Origin of the sequence: Martelella sp. NC20 (assembly GCF_013459645.1) — a bacterium.
Classification (GTDB): Bacteria; Pseudomonadota; Alphaproteobacteria; order Rhizobiales; family Rhizobiaceae; genus Martelella.
In genome coordinates this window covers 1,047,969-1,064,294 of sequence record NZ_CP054861.1, presented here as the reverse complement: position 1 = coordinate 1,064,294, position 16,326 = coordinate 1,047,969, and the positions used below count along the sequence as shown (strand labels likewise).

Sequence of the window (16,326 nt, the reverse complement as noted above, 5' to 3'; positions counted from 1 at the left end):
GCAGGTTGGTAGGTGGTTGCGATGAAACGCCTGCTTGTCACCAAAGGCAGAATTCCCAATCGCCTCTCATCCCGCACCGGCGTCATCCTCGGGCTTGACCCGAGGATCTAAGCACATCGCACTGCGAGAGGAGCGGGCGGCAACAACTCGTCATTGTGCGCTCTCGGAATAAAATCCGCAAACGTCGCTCGCGGCACACGGGATTGGATCCTCGGGTCAAGCCCGAGGATGACGCATTGACTGTGGAGGGGCCACGAGGTCAACGGACGCTGCAATATTTCAATATTGAACTAATAACGCGGCTCCATTATGATTCGCCATTAAACGCAGAACCACTGCGAACAACAGCCACAACAACAAGGAAAACCCGCCATTGCCGTTTGAAACCTCCCAAGCCCTGCGCTTCGGCGACTGCGACCTGACGGGGATCGCCTATCACCCGGCCTATTTCTCCATGCTGGTGGAGGTCAACCGCGCCATGTTCGCCTCCTTCGGGGTCTCCTGGGAAGAGATGATGCTGGAGCGCAATCTCGGCATGCCGGTGCTGAAGATGGATATCGGGTTCGAAAAGCCCGCGCGTTTCGGCGATGTGCTGGATTTTTCCATGCATGTGCGGCGCATCGGCAATTCCTCGCTCGATCTCGAGACCTTCGCGCGGGTTCGCGGCGATGTGATCTGGTCGGTGCGCCAGCGGATCGTGCTGACCTCCACCGAGGATCACAGATCGCGGCCATGGCCGGACGATGTCCGCGCCGGGCTTCAAACCTATATGGACCCGCCAGCCTGACAAAAACCAGGGATGGCGGCGTTCAGAAACAAAAAACGGGAACAGAACATGCCTCATCAGCTTCGGCCTTCCGGCCATACCGACAGTTTCGCCCGCGACAACCTGCCGCCTTTCGAGGCATGGCCGGATCTGCTGCTGGAGGGTTTCGACTATCCCGACCGGTTGAATGCCGGCGTCGAACTCACGGATGCGATGGTCGCCAAAGGGTTCGGCGACCGCATCGCGCTGATCGGCAATGGCCGGCGGCGCACCTACAAGGAAATGGCCGACTGGACCAACCGGCTCGCCCATGCGCTGGTCGATGATCTCGGCGTCAAGCCGGGCAACCGGGTGCTGATCCGCTCGGCCAACAACCCCGCCATGGTCGCCTGCTGGCTGGCCGCCACCAAGGCCGGCGCGGTGGTGGTCAACACCATGCCGATGCTGCGCGCGGGCGAGCTTGCCAAATATGTCGACAAGGCCGAGATCGAATTCGCGCTGTGCGATACGCGGCTGATGGAGGAACTTGTCGCCTGCGCCAAGGAAAGCCGGTTCCTGAAGAAAGTGATCGGCTTTGATGGCACCGCCAATCATGATGCCGAACTCGACCGGCTGGCGCTGGAAAAGCCGGTGAATTTCGACGCCGTCGATACCGCCGCGGACGATGTCGCGCTGCTGGGCTTCACCTCGGGTTCGACCGGCGATCCGAAGGCGACCATGCATTTCCACCGGGATCTGCTGATCATCGCCGATGGCTACGCCAAGGAAGTGCTGAGCGTGACGCCGGACGATGTGTTCATCGGCTCGCCGCCGCTCGCCTTCACATTCGGGCTGGGCGGGCTCGCGGTATTTCCGCTGCGCTTCGGGGCGGCGGCCACGCTGCTCGAAGTCGCCTCGCCGGCCAACATGATCGAGATCATTCAGAAGTACCGCGCCAGCGTCTGCTTCACCGCGCCGACGGCCTATCGCGTGATGTTGCAGGCGATGGAGCAGGGCGCCGATCTTTCAAGCCTGAGGGCTGCCGTCTCCGCTGGCGAAACCCTGCCGGCGCCGGTCTACGAGGCGTGGATGGAAAAGACCGGGAAGCCGATGCTCGACGGCATCGGCTCGACCGAGATGCTGCATATCTTCATCACCAACCGCTTCGACGATCACCGCCCGGCCTGCACCGGCAAGCCCGTCGGCGGTTACGAGGCGAAGGTGCTGGCCGAAGACGGCAGCGAAGCGCCGCGCGGCACGATGGGGCGGCTTGCCGTGCGCGGGCCCGCCGGCTGCCGTTATCTTGGAGGCCAGCGCCAGAACGAATATGTCGAAGGCGGCTGGAACATCACCGGCGACACCTTCGTGCAGGATGAGGACGGCTATTTCCACTTCGCCGCCCGCAATGACGACATGATCGTCTCGGCCGGCTACAACATTGCCGGACCGGAGGTCGAGGCGGCGCTGTTGCGCCATGAGGCGGTTCTGGAATGCGGCGTGATCGGCGCGCCGGACGAGGCCCGCGGCCAGATCGTCGAGGCCCATATCGTGCTCGCCGACGGCCATCAGTCCAGCGATTTGCTGGTGAAAGAACTTCAGGACTATGTCAAGGCGACGATCGCGCCTTATAAGTATCCGCGCAGCATCAAATTCGTGGAGGCGCTGCCCAAGACCTCCACAGGCAAGATCCAGCGGTTCCGGCTGCAGTCCTGAAAGGCCGTTTCATGACCTTCGAAATGAAGCAGAAAGTCCTGTTCAAACATTGCGATCCGGCGGGGATCGTGTTCTTCCCCCGCTATTTCGAGATGATGAACGATTGTGTCGAGACATTCTTTTCCGACGTGCTGGAATGGCCGTTCGAGGAGTTCATCGGCCGCGAGGGCGTGCCGACGGCGGCGATTGAAACCCGTTTCACGGCCCCGAGCCTGCATGGCGATCATCTGGTGATCGCTCTGGATATCGTGAAACTCGGCCAGACCTCGTTTACCTACCGGATGATCGCATGGTGCGGCGACGAGAAACGGTTCGAAACCAGCGCGCGGCTGGTATTCGTCAACGACAAGGGCCGCCCGCAGCCCTGGCCGGATGCGATCAGGGCGAAGCTGGAAGCGGCTCTGGAGCCCGCGGCATGAACGGCGATCGCGACGCTTTCCGCCGCTACGACGCAGCCGCGCTCAACGCGCAATATATCGCCCGCGATGCCGTGCCCGCCTTCGGGGCGTACGCGAAGCGCTGGCAGGAGACGAGCGCGAAGGCTGTGGACGACCTGCCCTGTAAGCTCGATATCGCCTTTGGTGAAAGTGCTGCCGAGACGCTCGATATTTTCCCCGCGCTTGATGGCGGGCCGGCGCCGGTGCTGGTGTTTTATCATGGCGGCTACTGGCGTTCGGCGGACAAGGCCTGGTTCCGGTTTCTCGCGCGCCCCTTCGTCGAGCGCGGCGTTACCGTGGTGCTGCCGAATTACGGGCTTTGCCCCGCCGTCACCATGGATGAGATCGCCGGCCAGTGCCGCCGCTCGTTCGAATGGATCTGGCTGAACGCCGCATCCTTCGGCGGCGACGAGGCGCGGCTGTTCGTTTCCGGGCATTCGGCCGGCGGCCAGATCGCGGCCATGCTGCTTGCCGATGACTGGTCCGGGCTCGGCTCCCGTTCCGGCTTTCCGATCAAGGGCGTGACGGCGGTGAGCGGGCTGTTCGATCTGGAGCCGATCCGGCTGACCAGCCTCAATGACGACCTGCGCATGGATAAAGCCGCCGCCCGCCGCAACAGCCCTGTCGATCGGCCGCTTCCGGCATCATCACCGCCGATCATTGCCGCCGTCGGCGCGCTCGAAAGCGACGAGTTCCGCCGCCAGAACCGGCTCTACGGCGCCCATGCGGAGGCTTCGGCAGTGGACTGCACCGTGCTGGAGGTCGCCGGCCATCACCATTATTCGATCCTCGACGCCATGGCCAATCCGCGCCATCCGTTCGGGCGGATGGTGCTGAACCAGATCGGGGCGGCGTAAGTCAAGGTGGAAATAAGTTTAGTTTTAAAATATTTTCTGGCTCTCCGTCTGGTCCCTTCCCTCTCATCCCCTCGGCGTCATCCTCGGGCTTGACCCGAGGATCCAATCCCGTCTGACGCGAGAAGAGGCTGCGGGTTTGGCGACGGCGTTGCCCCCCGTTCCTGGTACGCCGCCTACTCCGCTCGTATGGATAGGTGCTTAGATCCTCGGGTCAAGCCCGCGGATGACGCCGAGAGTGGGGAGGGGTGACGGTTTACCGGAGAAGCGGCGGCGCGAGCCGATGCGCCAATACAAAACGCGCCGGACGAGAACCGATCCAATGGCGCCGCAAGCGTCTCCCAACACTTAAAATGCACCAGTAATTTATTTTAGGTTTGAGCCAATAATTGAATTATGTCAGGTTACATTCCAACGGCTTATCATGGCGACATGCTTCGACTAGACTGCCCGCGTGGGCACGAGCCTGAGGCCGAAGACGAATTCCGAAGGAATCGCAAACAACCAAAGTGGGGACTTCTATGAAACTCAGCACTCTCTTGAAAAGCGGCGTCATGGCGCTCGCGATCGGCGTTGCCGGCATGGCGCAGGCCGAGCCGGTCAAGGTCGGCGTCATCACCACGCTGTCGGGCGGCGGCGCGTCGCTCGGCGTCGACAGCCGCGACGGCTTCATGCTGGCGCTGAAACAGGCGGGCGATGCCGCATCCGATGTCGAGGTCGTGATCGAGGACGACCAGCAGAAGCCGGACGTCGCCGTCCAGATCGCGGACAAGATGATCCAGTCCGACAAGGTCGACGTTCTGACCGGCATCGTCTGGTCCAATCTCGCCATGGCCGTGGTGCCGTCCGCGGTCGCGCAGGGCAAGTTCTATCTGTCGACCAACGCTGCCCCCTCGCAGCTTGCAGGCGCCGGATGCAACCCGAAATATTTCGCGGTCAGCTACCAGAACGACAATCTTCACGAGGCCGCCGGCGCCTATGCCAGCCAGCAAGGCATCGAGAAGATCTTCATCATGGCCCCCAACTATCCGGCGGGCAAGGATTCGCTCACCGGCTTCAAGCGCTTCTATGACGGCGAGGTTGTGAAGGAAGTCTACACCCAGCTCGGCGCCACCGATTACGCCGGCGAAATTGCCCAGATCCGCGACAGCGACGCCGATGCGGTGTTCTTCTTCCTGCCGGGCGGCATGGGCATTTCGTTCATGAAGCAATATGCCGAATCCGGCGTCGGCAAGCCGCTGATCGGCCCGGCCTTCAGCTTCAGCCAGGATATTCTGCCGGCGATGGGCGAGGCCGCGATCGGCGTCAGGAACACCTCCGACTGGTCGCCGGACATGGACAATGCCGCCAACAAGGCCTTTGTCGAAGGTTTCGAGGCCGAATATGGCCGCCTGCCCTCGCTTTACGCCGCGCAGAGCTATGACACCGCCAACCTGCTGCTCTCCGCCATCGCCGCGGCCGATGTCTCCGACGCCGATGCCTTCCGCGCCGCCCTTGCGGCTGCCGATTTCGACAGCGTGCGCGGCAATTTCAAGTTCGGCCCGAACCAGCACCCGATCCAGGATTTCGTGATCCGCGAAGTGATCGATGACAATGGCGTGCTGACCAACAAGCTGGTCGGTACCGTGATGACCGATCACGCCGACGCCTACGCCGCCGAGTGCAAGATGTAGCGTCCTGCCGGGACCCGATGCCGGGCCGGAGCTGAAGCGCCGGCCCGTTTCTTCATTTTTCGCGAAGGAGGAGCGGGTGTCGCTCTTTGTCGAGCAGGCCCTGAACGGCCTGCAATACGGCATGATGCTGTTTTTGATGGCGGCCGGCCTGACGCTGGTGTTCGGCGTGATGGGTCTCATCAACCTCGCGCACGGCTCGCTGTTCATGGTCGGCGCCTTTGCCTGCGCCTTCGTGGCGGCGGCGACCGGGCATTACTGGCTCGGTCTCGCGGCAAGCCTGCTGGTTTCCGCCGGCGTCGGCGCGCTGATCGAGGTCGGGGTGATCCGCAAGCTCTATGCCCGCGACCATCTCGATCAGGTGCTGGCGACCTTCGCGCTGATCCTGGTGTTTTCCGAGGGCACGCGCTTTGTGTTCGGTTCGTTTCCGCTCTATCTCAACCTGCCGGAACTCCTGTCGGGCGCGGTCACGCTGCCGGGCGGGCTGCAATATCCGGTGTTCCGGCTGGTGATCATCCTGTTCGGGGCGGCGGTCGCGGTCGGTCTCTGGCTGCTGATCGGGCGAACGCGGCTCGGCATCCGCATCCGCGCCGGCGAGGCCGACCGCGAGATGATCGCAGCGCTCGGCGTCGATATCGCCAGGCTCTACACCATCGTGTTCGCGCTGGGTGCCGCGCTTGCGGGCCTTGCCGGCGCGCTGGTGGGTTCCATCCAGTCGGTGCAGGTCGGCATGGGTGAGCCGGTGCTGATCCTGGCCTTCGTGGTCGTCGTCATCGGCGGCATCGGCTCGATCAAGGGCGCGCTGATCGCAGCCCTTCTGGTCGGCATGACCGACACGCTCGGCAAGGCGCTGCTGCCGGGCCTGTTCGCGGCTCTCGGCGGCGGTTCGGGCGCCAATGCGATGGCCGCCACCGTCGCCTCGATGCTGATCTATATCCTGATGGCCGTGGTTCTGGTGATCCGCCCGCAGGGCCTGTTCGGGGCAAGAGCATGACCCGCGAAACCATCATCAACCTTGCCATCTTTGCCGCTCTGGTCGCGTTTGCCGTCGGCGCGCATCTGATGGGCAACGGCTTTGCCGTCACGCTCGCCACCAAGGCCGCGATCTTCGCGCTTGCCGGCGTCGGCCTCAATCTCGCGCTTGGCTATGGCGGGCTGGTGTCGCTCGGCCATGCCGCCTTCTTCGGCGTTGGCGGCTATGTCACCGGGATTCTGGCAAGTCATGCGATGTCCGGCGCGCCGGTTCTGACCCTACCGTTCACGCTCGCCGGCAGCAACGACATGCTCGGCATCTGGCCGATGGCGATGGTGGCGGGCGGCCTGCTGGCGCTTGCGATCGGCGCGCTGTCGCTGCGCACCACGGGCGTCTATTTCATCATGGTGACCCTCGCCTTCGCGCAGATGGTCTATTATTTCGCGGTGAGCTGGCCGCGCTATGGCGGCGAGGACGGCTTGAGCTTCTATGTCCGCAACAATTTCCCGGGCATGAACACCTTCGATCCGATCCAGTATTTTGCGATCTGCGCGGCGTTGCTGGCGATCGCGCTGGTGTTTACCGCCGTCGTCACCCAGTCGCGCTATGGCCTCGCGCTTCAGGCAGCAAGGCAGAACCGCCAGCGCACCATGGCGGTCGGCATCCGGCCCTATGGCGTGCTGCTGGTCGCGTTCGTGCTGTCGGGCATGATCGTGGCACTCGCCGGCTCGCTCTATGCCGATCTCAACCGCTTCGTCAGCCCGGCCATGCTGTCCTGGCACATGTCCGGAGAGATCATGGTGTTCGTCATCCTCGGCGGCGTCGGCAGGCTGTGCGGGCCGGTGGCGGGGGCGGCGATCTATATCCTGCTCGAACATCTGCTCGGCGATGTCAGCGAATACTGGCAGGCGCTGCTCGGCCTGCTGCTGCTGCTGATCGTGATCTATTCGCCCGGCGGGCTGATCGGCCTGATCACCGGCCGGCTGTCCGAGAGGAAGCTTCGCAATGCATGAGCCAATCCTCGAAATCACCGGTCTTCGCAAATCCTACGGCGCGCTGACCGTCACCGACGACGTCAGCCTGACGCTGTTGCCGGGCGAGATCCACGCCCTGATCGGTCCGAACGGGGCCGGCAAGTCGACGCTGATCAAGCAGATCGTCGGCGAGATCCGGCCCGATCACGGCACGATGCGGTTCGAGGGCCAGGTGATCGACGCGCTCGATGCCGCCGCCCGCGCCCGGCTTGGTCTGGCGCGCAGCTTTCAGGTGTCTTCCGTCATTGCGGATTTCACGGTGCTGCAGAATGTCATGCTCGCTGTCGCCGGCGCGTCGGGCCGCGTGTTCCGTTTCCATATTCCGGCACTTTACGACCGCAAGCTGACCGAGCCGGCGCTGTTTCATATCGCCGAAGCCGGGCTCAAGGACCGCTCCGACGTCACCGCCTCGTCGCTTTCACACGGCGAGCGCCGCAAGCTTGAAATCGCGATGGCGCTGGCGATGCGTCCGCGCGCCTTCCTGCTCGATGAACCGATGGCGGGAATGGGGCTTGAGGGCGGCCAGCAACTGACCGCGATGCTTGCCGAACTGAAGGCCGAAGCGCCGATCCTGCTGGTCGAGCACGATATGGACGCGGTGTTCGCGCTCGCCGACCGCATCTCGGTGCTGGTCTACGGCAAGATCATCGCGTCGGGCAGCGTCGCCGAAATCCGGGCCAATCCGGATGTGCGCCGGTCCTATCTCGGAGAAGAGGCATGAGCCGGCTGCTGGAACTCGAAAACGTCACGGCCGCCTATGGCGCGGTCAAGGCGCTGTTCGGCGTCTCGCTCGCCATGGACGAGGGCCAGGTGGTGGCGCTGATGGGGCGCAACGGCATGGGCAAGACCACCACGATCCGTTGCATCAGCCGGCTGCTGCTTCATTCGGGCGGCAGGCTCAGCTTTGCCGGGCGCGATCTCAAGGGCGTGTCCGCGCCGAAGGTCGCCCAGCTCGGCGTCGGCCTGGTGCCCGAGGGGCGGCGCTGTTTCGCGCCGCTCACGGTTGCCGAAAACCTGGTGGTCGCCGCCCGTCCCGGCCCGTGGGATATCGAGCGGATCCAGGCGCTGTTTCCACGGCTGAAGGAACGGATGCGCCAGGTCTCGGCCACGCTTTCGGGCGGCGAGCAGCAGATGCTGGCGATCGGCCGCGCGCTGATGACCAATCCGCGCCTGCTGATCCTCGACGAGGCGACAGAGGGTCTCGCCCCGGTGGTGCGTCAGGAAATCTGGGCCGGAGTGCGGGCGCTGAAGGCAGAGGGGCTTTCGATCCTGCTGGTCGACAAATCGCTGAAGGAAATCGCCTCCGTCGCCGACAGCGCCGTGATCATCGAACGCGGCGAAACCGTCTGGCAGGGCGGCATCGACGCGCTGACGCCGGAACTGACGGATCGGTATCTCGGGGTCTGACGGGGCCAATCGCGTCTGGTTTCGCCGCATAGCCCCCAAATCTTCTCGCCCCGGAGGGGAGAGATGCCCCAAAAAGGGGCAGTGAGGGGGGAACCATCCCCTCGGACGCCTTCACGAACCGAAACGCTGCTTCACCCTCACTACCCCTTTCGGGGCATCTCTCCCGCAGGCGGGAGAGAATATTGGGAGCAGGCCGCAAGGCGAAAATGCAATTCAGCTGGGTCTGAGAAGGTCTGTGCACTTGGGCACGCAAACCGCCTTGCCTTCCGTTTCATAAAAAACAAATCGCTTCCACGCTTGATTTTCCGCGCCCGCCCGCCTTCAATGCCGCAAAATCTCGCCGGCCGTCCCGAAGGGGCTTCACGGATCGCATTCAATCGCTAAGTAAGACATTTCGCCCCACCCCATATTTCAGGGAGCAGACTGACATGAACACCCTCATCGCCAAGCTCAAGGAAACGGCCGAGCGCAGCAATGCCACCGATCTGCGCGCGGCCTTTGCCGCCGATCCGGAGCGGTTTTCGAAATTCAGCGTCTCCTTCGAAGACCTGCTGATGGATTTCTCCAAGACCGCCGTCAATGACGAAATCCTCGATCTGCTGGTGAAGCTTGCCGGTGAGGCGGGCGTGGCGGAAAAGCGCGCGGCGATGTTTGCCGGCGAGAAGATCAACATCACCGAGGACCGCGCCGTGCTGCATACGGCGCTGCGCAACCGCGCCAATACGCCGGTGATGGTCGATGGCGCGGATGTGATGCCGGATGTCAACGAGGTGCTGGCGGCCATGGGCGATTTCGCCGAGGGCATCCGCTCCGGCGCCATTCACGGCGCCACCGGCAAGCCGTTCACCGATGTCGTCAATATCGGCATTGGCGGGTCCGATCTCGGCCCGGCGATGACCACGCTGGCGCTCGCTCCCTTCCATGACGGCCCCAGGCTGCATTACGTCTCCAATATCGACGGCGCCCATATCGCCGATACGCTGAAGCCGCTCGATCCGGCGACGACGCTGGTGATCGTCGCCTCGAAGACCTTCACCACCGTCGAGACCATGACCAATGCCGCGACCGCGCGCAAATTCATCGCGGCAGCGCTGGGCGAGGCGGCGGTCGCGCATCATTTCTGCGCGGTATCGACGGCGCTCGACAAGGTCGCCGCGTTCGGCATCGACCAGTCGCGGGTGTTCGGCTTCTGGGACTGGGTCGGCGGACGTTACTCGATCTGGTCGGCGATCGGGCTGCCGCTGATGATCGCGATCGGCGAAAAGAGCTTCGGCCGGTTTCTCGACGGGGCGCATGCGGTCGACAATCATTTCCGCGCGGCGCCGGTCAGGGAGAACCTGCCCTTCCTGCTCGGGCTCGTCGGCTTCTACCAACGGGTGATCCTCGATTATCCCTCGCGCGCGGTGATCCCCTACGACCAGCGGATGTCGCGCTTTGCCGCCTATCTCCAGCAGCTCGACATGGAAAGCAACGGCAAGTCGGTGACCATCGAATCCGAAGCCGTGACGACGCCGACCGGACCGATCGTCTGGGGCGAGCCCGGCACCAACGGCCAGCACGCCTTCTTCCAGCTTCTGCATCAGGGCACCAATATCATCCCGATCGAATTCATGATCGCCGCCAATGGTTTCGAGACCGATCTGCGCCACCAGCACCAGTTGCTGATGGCCAATTGCCTGGCGCAGTCGGAAGCGCTGATGAAGGGCCGTTCGCTGGACGAGGCGAGAGCCCAGCTTCTCGACAAGGGAACGGATGTCGAAAAAGCCGAGAAGATCGCGCCGCACCGGGTGTTCTCCGGCAACCGGCCGTCAATCACCTTCGTCTATGATGCGCTGACGCCCTATGCGCTCGGCCGCCTGATTGCGCTTTACGAACACCGGGTGTTCGTGGAGGGCGCGCTGTTCGGGATCAATTCCTTCGACCAGTGGGGCGTCGAACTCGGCAAGGAACTCGCCACCGGCCTGCTGCCGGTCGTTTCCGGCAGGGAGAGCGCCGAAGGGCATGATTCATCGACGCAAGGACTGGTTGCCGCTCTGCTGGACGCGGCGAAGTAGAAGCAGCTGTTATTACCGGGCTGAAAGGCCGCGCCCTCATCCGGCCTTCGGCCACCTTCTCCCCACGGGGAGAAGGGTAAGACGGCGCGGTTCTGCGGTACCCGCTTGCTCTGAAAACGCTGCAAGGTTCCCCCTCGCCCCGCAGGGGAGAGGGTGGCGCGTATGCGCCGGGTGAGGGCAAGCTGAGTAGCCATTATCTTCGGCGTGGAAAAATTTCCGCACAACAAAAAGCCCCGGCATCGCTTGCCGGGGCTTTTATTTCATCCCCTGTCCCGTACCGGTCAGGCGTGGGTCGGGCGCGGTTTGTGGCGTTCGTTTCTGTGGGCGACCAGCATGAAATAGATGAACACGAACGGGATCGCCGACCAGTAGGCGATTGACTTGTCGTGGCCCATATTGCGGGCGCGGAATGCGGTGAACCGGCCGAAGGCAAGGCCCGGCACCACGGCGTAGATCGAAAGGCCCAGGAAATAGGCGGTCGGCAGCGCGATCCCCGAGCTTGTCACGGTCTCCATCGGGAAGGCGAATTCCAGCAGGAACGAAATCACGATATTGATGATGAAGATGAAACAGGCGCGCAGAATATAGTCGAGCCGGTTATATTCGCGCGCTTCATTGGTCCAGTAGACGCCGAGCAGAACGCCCACGGCGCTGGTCACATAGGGAAAGAAAAACAGGCCCGTCATATTCGTTTCCTCCTCGAAACGGTCATGCGCAAATTGTCACATGTGGCGTATTGTCGCATAAAAGCTTCGGGCACCGCAACCACCAAAAGCGGTTGCAGCAGGATCAACGGTCGGGCGCGGCCATCGGTTCCGGTCGCGGACCGTCGGGTAAGCCGGCATGAAATTTTGAATTGGACGGATCATGCCCGTCGTGACAATCTGCCGGGCGAACAGGGCAGCATGCCGGCGACGTGGCATTTTTCACGCATTGCGGGCGAAAAGGTCGGGGTACAGGTGACGCGTCAGCGCCCTTGTGCCAAAATGCCACAGCACGAAAACGGTTTATTTTTGACGGAATTGGGTTACTAGCTGCCTCAAGTGCTCTTGAGCCGGAAGGCCGGGGGCGGGGCGATCTCAACGGGAATGTCTGTGCCGCACCGGTGTCGCGGGGACAATGGGCCGGAAGGCTGCAGGCAAGTCATTGACAACAAGGCCCGCGTTTTTCCGCGAAACCGGGCGTTTGGCAGAGAATGAAAACGATTGTGAACCTTTCCAAGCTCATAAAACCGGCATTGCTGCTGCCGCTTGTGCTCGCTCTTTCGGGCTGTCAGCTGATCCTTCTCGACCCCGCCGGATGGGTCGCCAATGAGGAACGCGACCTTCTGATCGCCTCCACCGTGCTGATGATGGTCATCATCGTTCCGGTGCTGATCCTGGCGGTCTACATTCCCTGGCGCTACCGCGATTCGCGCAAGGCCACGGATGATTACGATCCCGAATTCGAGCATTCCAACCTGTTCGAGGCCTTCATCTGGGGCGTTCCGGTGATGATCGTGATCGCGCTCGGGGCGCTGACCTGGGTCTATACCCACCGGCTCGACCCCTACAAGCCGCTCGATCACATCGCCGGCGAACCGCTTGAAATCGAGGCGGTGTCGCTCGACTGGAAATGGCTGTTCATCTATCCGGAAGAAAACATCGCCGTCGTCAACCAGCTCGTGCTGCCGACCGGCAGGGCGGTCAACCTCCGGCTGACCTCGTCATCGGTGATGAACACATTCTCGGTCCCCGCGCTCGCCGGCATGATCTACACCATGGCCGGCATGGAGACGAAGCTTCATCTGGTGGCGGATGACGCCGGCAAATATTACGGCCGTTCGGCCAATTATTCCGGTCCCGGCTATGCCCATATGGATTTCGAGACCTTCGCCGTCTCCGAAAGCGAGTTCGACAACTGGGTCAATACGGTCAAGACCTCCGGTTCCGAGCTCTCGGTCGATGCCTACCAGACGCTGCAGAAGCCGACGGTTGCCGACAGCGTGTCCTATTACAACGGCGTCGCCGACAACCTGTTCGACAAGATCGTCGGCCTGTGCGTCGAGCCGGGCAAGGTCTGCATCGGCGACATGATGATGCAGGACATGATGGGCGGCGGCGGCAAGAAGGGGATCGAAACCAAGGATTCCTATGTCTACGACGAATTCGCGCCGGGCCAGGGCTTTGATCAGCATGCTTTCGAGGAGACGCTCCACGCCAATCCGGACGAGCCGACCCACGGCCCGGTCAACGTCAAGAATCCCGACCAGACGGTCACAAACATGGCCGGCGGCGACAATGCGCCGAACGCATCCGAATCCGTGAGGCAGTAATGAGATCTGAATTCTGGAACTTCATTTTCGGCAAGCTCACCTGGGCCGACATTCCCTACGATGTCATGATCCTGGATGTGACCTTCGCCGCCGTCGTCATCGCGGGCCTGACCGTCCTCGGCCTCATCACCTACCACCGCAAATGGGCGTATCTCTGGAGCGAGTGGTTCACCTCGGTTGACCACAAGAAGATCGGCGTGATGTATATCGTGCTGGCGCTGGTGATGCTGTTCCGCGGCTTCACCGACGCCTTCATGATGCGCACCCAGCAGGCGATCGCCGCCGGCGGCGCGCAGGGCTATCTGCCGCCGCATCACTTCGACCAGATCTTCACCGCCCACGGCACGGTGATGATCTTCTTCTTCGCCATGGCCTTCCTGGTCGGCGTGATGAACATCGCGATGCCGCTGCAGATCGGCGCGCGCGACGTCGCCTTTCCGTGGCTGAACAATTTCTCGTTCTGGATGACGGTTTCGGGCGCCATCCTGCTCAACGTGTCGCTGTTCATCGGTCTTCTCGGCCGCACCGGCTGGCTTGCCATGCCGCCGCTTTCGGGGATCGCATACTCGCCCGATGTCGGGGTCGACTATTACATATGGTCGCTGCAGATCGCGGGGATAGGAACGACGCTGTCGGGCGTCAACATGATCGCCACGATCCTGAAGATGCGCGCGCCGGGCATGACCATGATGCGCATGCCGGTATTCGCCTGGACCACGCTTGCCGCCAACGTCCTGATCGTCGCCGCCTTCCCGGTGCTGACGGCCACGCTCGCCATGCTGGCGCTCGATCGCTATCTCGGCATGCACTTCTTCACCAACGACATGGGCGGCAACCCCATGCTGTATGTGAACCTGATCTGGATCTGGGGCCACCCGGAAGTCTATATCCTGATCCTGCCCTGTTTCGGCATCTTCTCCGAAGTGGTCGCCACCTTCTCGGGCAAGCCGCTGTTCGGCTACCGCACCATGGTCTATGCGACCGCCTGTATCGTGGTGCTGTCGTTCATCGTCTGGCTGCACCACTTCTTCACCATGGGCTCCGGGGCCAGCGTGAACACCTTCTTCGGCATCGCCACGATGATCATCTCGATCCCGACGGGCGCCAAGATCTTCAACTGGCTGTTCACCATGTATCGCGGCCGCATCCGGTTCGAGACGCCGATGTACTGGACGGTGGGCTTCCTGATCACCTTCACCATCGGCGGCATGACCGGCGTCATGCTCGCCGTTCCGCCGGCCGACTTCCAGCTCCACAATACGCTGTTCCTGATTGCCCACTTCCACAACGTCATCATCGGCGGCGTGGTGTTCGGGTTGATGGCGGGCTACCAGTACTGGTGGCCGAAAGTGTTCGGCTTCAAGCTCGACGACAAATGGGGCCGCCGCTCGTTCTGGTTCTGGTGCATCGGTTTCTACGTCGCCTTCATGCCGCTTTACGTGCTCGGACTGATGGGCGTCACCCGCCGCCTGCAAAGCTACACCGATGTCGGATGGCAGATCTATTTCATCATCGCCTGCATCGGCATGCTGCTGATCGGCTGCGGCATTGCCAGTACCGTGATCCAGCTCGTCGTCACCATCAAGAACCGCGACAAGCTGAAATGCGGTCCCGACCCGTGGAATGGCCGGACGCTGGAATGGGCGACCACGTCTCCGGTAGCGCCCTACAACTTCCCGACCGATTTCGTTGTTACCGGCCGTGATGCCTGGTGGCGGATGAAGAAGGAAGGCTTCGAGTGGCCGACCGACTACAAGCCGATCCACATGCCCAAGAACACCTGGGCCGGGATCGTGCCCGCCGGGCTTTGCCTGGCGCTCGGTTTCGGGCTGGTGTGGCATATGTGGTGGCTGGTGGTGCTCTGCTTTGTCGGCGCAATCGGCTCGATTATCTTCCACACCTTCAATTTCGACCGCGATTACTACGTTCCGGCCGAGCAGGTCGCCCGCGACCAGGAAAAGGCCAAGGAGGCACTGGCATGACGATCGCTGATCAGACGGCGCATCACGACGACAACGCCCATCACGATAGTCCGACCCAGCTTGGCTTCTGGATCTACCTGATGAGCGACTGCCTGATCTTCGGCACGCTGTTTGCGACCTATGCCGTGCTCGGCCGTTCCTATGCAGGCGGGCCGGCGCCGAACGACCTGTTCCACCTCTGGTTCGCGCTGGTCGAAACCGCTTTCCTGCTGTTTTCGTCGGTCACCTTCGGCATCGGCATGCTGCGCATGGACAAGGGCGACAAGGCCGGGCTGATGAAATGGCTTGGCGTCGCCGGGTTTTTCGCCATCTGCTTTCTGGCGATGGAAATCTATGAATTCCACGACCTGATCTCCGAGGGCGCGACGCCGGATCGTTCGGCCTTCCTGTCGGCCTATTTCACGCTTGTCGGCACCCACGGCCTGCACGTGACCTTCGGCACGATCTGGCTGATCGTGCTGATGTTCCAGATCTCGAAACACGGGCTGAACGAGGCGGTGCGCCGTCGGACCTCCACGCTTTCGATGTTCTGGCATTTCCTCGACCTGATCTGGATCGGCGTGTTCTCGCTGGTCTACCTTACCGGAGCGATCCTATGAGCAGCGCTGAACACACTTCCCACGGCCATGGCAGCTTCAAGGCGCTGATGACCGGTTTCGTGCTGGCCGCGGTGCTGACCATCATTCCCTTCGGTCTGGTGATGGCCGATGCGATCACCAGCAAGGCCTTTCTGCTGACGGTGGTGATGATCTGCGCGGCGGCGCAGATTCTGGTGCATCTGCGCTATTTCCTGCTGCTCAGCCCCAATCAGGAGCATGGCTGGACCATGGCCTCGTCGCTGCTGGCGCTGATCCTGCTGCTGATCGTGCTGGCGGGCTCGCTGTGGGTGATGCACAACATGAACAAGTACATGATGCCGCTGCCGGAAAGCGGGTTCACCTATCTCGATGATGGCACGATCGTCTGCGCCACGCCCGAGATCGCCCAGCAATTGCGCGACGCCGGCGTCACCGGCAATATCATCGTGCAGGGCCAGCAGTAACTTGTCCGCCGCCCCGCAGCCTGGCTGCGGGGCGGTTCCGCTTTTGTCTGGCTGACCGCCGTGTCGCCACGTTCGGGCGTCATCCTGGCTTGAGGACCCTT

16 protein-coding genes are annotated in these 16,326 nt (G+C 62.5%); 15 read left to right on the top strand and 1 reads right to left on the bottom strand.

Features of this window, described 5'->3' with window-relative positions; genetic code table 11:
* Positions 1-373 precede the first annotated feature (373 nt).
* The 10 genes from HQ843_RS05195 to pgi all read left to right on the top strand — a co-directional run bounded on the left by HQ843_RS05195 (position 374) and on the right by pgi (position 10,887).
* Entirely contained in the window at positions 374-787 is a 414-nt protein-coding gene (locus HQ843_RS05195; RefSeq protein ID WP_180899521.1) for an acyl-CoA thioesterase, read from the top strand.
* A 48-nt stretch (positions 788-835) separates the two neighbouring features.
* Complete coding sequence (locus tag HQ843_RS05190) at positions 836-2,458, top strand: AMP-binding protein (RefSeq protein WP_180899522.1); 1,623 nt, start codon at positions 836-838, stop codon at positions 2,456-2,458.
* Between the two features lie 11 nt (positions 2,459-2,469).
* Entirely contained in the window at positions 2,470-2,877 is a 408-nt protein-coding gene (locus tag HQ843_RS05185) for an acyl-CoA thioesterase (RefSeq protein ID WP_180899523.1), read from the top strand.
* Positions 2,874-3,752: an alpha/beta hydrolase gene (locus tag HQ843_RS05180; protein WP_180899524.1), complete on the top strand. Its 879-nt coding sequence runs from the start codon at positions 2,874-2,876 to the stop codon at positions 3,750-3,752. Before HQ843_RS05185 ends, HQ843_RS05180 begins: the two co-directional genes overlap by 4 nt.
* 518 nt (positions 3,753-4,270) lie before the next feature.
* Positions 4,271-5,422: an ABC transporter substrate-binding protein gene (locus tag HQ843_RS05175; RefSeq protein ID WP_180899525.1), complete on the top strand. Its 1,152-nt coding sequence runs from the start codon at positions 4,271-4,273 to the stop codon at positions 5,420-5,422.
* A 76-nt stretch (positions 5,423-5,498) separates the two neighbouring features.
* Complete coding sequence (locus HQ843_RS05170) at positions 5,499-6,413, top strand: branched-chain amino acid ABC transporter permease (protein WP_180899526.1); 915 nt, start codon at positions 5,499-5,501, stop codon at positions 6,411-6,413.
* Positions 6,410-7,405 (top strand): branched-chain amino acid ABC transporter permease, encoded by a 996-nt coding sequence (locus tag HQ843_RS05165; RefSeq protein WP_180899527.1) that lies wholly within the window; start codon positions 6,410-6,412, stop codon positions 7,403-7,405. The genes HQ843_RS05170 and HQ843_RS05165 overlap by 4 nt, the downstream gene beginning before the upstream one ends.
* Positions 7,398-8,147 carry an ABC transporter ATP-binding protein gene (locus HQ843_RS05160; RefSeq protein ID WP_180899528.1) on the top strand — a complete coding sequence of 250 codons (750 nt, stop codon included), beginning with the start codon at positions 7,398-7,400 and terminating at the stop codon, positions 8,145-8,147. The genes HQ843_RS05165 and HQ843_RS05160 overlap by 8 nt, the downstream gene beginning before the upstream one ends.
* Positions 8,144-8,833 (top strand): ABC transporter ATP-binding protein, encoded by a 690-nt coding sequence (locus HQ843_RS05155; RefSeq protein WP_180899529.1) that lies wholly within the window; start codon positions 8,144-8,146, stop codon positions 8,831-8,833. Before HQ843_RS05160 ends, HQ843_RS05155 begins: the two co-directional genes overlap by 4 nt.
* Positions 8,834-9,204: 371 nt before the next feature.
* On the top strand, positions 9,205-10,887 hold the full coding sequence (gene pgi / locus HQ843_RS05150; protein ID WP_371822200.1) for a glucose-6-phosphate isomerase: 1,683 nt from the start codon (positions 9,205-9,207) through the stop codon (positions 10,885-10,887).
* Between the two features lie 281 nt (positions 10,888-11,168).
* Here the strand turns inward: pgi and HQ843_RS05145 are convergent, their stop codons facing one another.
* Positions 11,169-11,573, bottom strand: a complete 405-nt coding sequence (locus tag HQ843_RS05145) for a hypothetical protein (protein WP_180899531.1) — start codon at positions 11,571-11,573, stop codon at positions 11,169-11,171.
* Positions 11,574-11,597: 24 nt separating this feature from the next.
* On the opposite strand from HQ843_RS05145, the gene HQ843_RS05140 reads away from it, so the two are divergent.
* The 5 genes from HQ843_RS05140 (at position 11,598) to cyoD (ending at position 16,225) form a co-directional block, all read left to right on the top strand.
* Entirely contained in the window at positions 11,598-11,921 is a 324-nt protein-coding gene (locus tag HQ843_RS05140; protein ID WP_180899532.1) for a hypothetical protein, read from the top strand.
* A 161-nt stretch (positions 11,922-12,082) separates the two neighbouring features.
* Positions 12,083-13,201, top strand: a complete 1,119-nt coding sequence (cyoA, locus tag HQ843_RS05135) for a ubiquinol oxidase subunit II (RefSeq protein WP_246710285.1) — start codon at positions 12,083-12,085, stop codon at positions 13,199-13,201.
* A complete protein-coding gene (gene cyoB, locus HQ843_RS05130; RefSeq protein WP_180899533.1) occupies positions 13,201-15,183 on the top strand; it encodes a cytochrome o ubiquinol oxidase subunit I in 1,983 nt (660 codons plus the stop codon). The genes cyoA and cyoB overlap by 1 nt, the downstream gene beginning before the upstream one ends.
* Entirely contained in the window at positions 15,180-15,782 is a 603-nt protein-coding gene (gene cyoC / locus HQ843_RS05125; RefSeq protein WP_180899534.1) for a cytochrome o ubiquinol oxidase subunit III, read from the top strand. Before cyoB ends, cyoC begins: the two co-directional genes overlap by 4 nt.
* A complete protein-coding gene (gene cyoD / locus HQ843_RS05120; protein ID WP_180899535.1) occupies positions 15,779-16,225 on the top strand; it encodes a cytochrome o ubiquinol oxidase subunit IV in 447 nt (148 codons plus the stop codon). Before cyoC ends, cyoD begins: the two co-directional genes overlap by 4 nt.
* Positions 16,226-16,326: the final 101 nt, after the last annotated feature.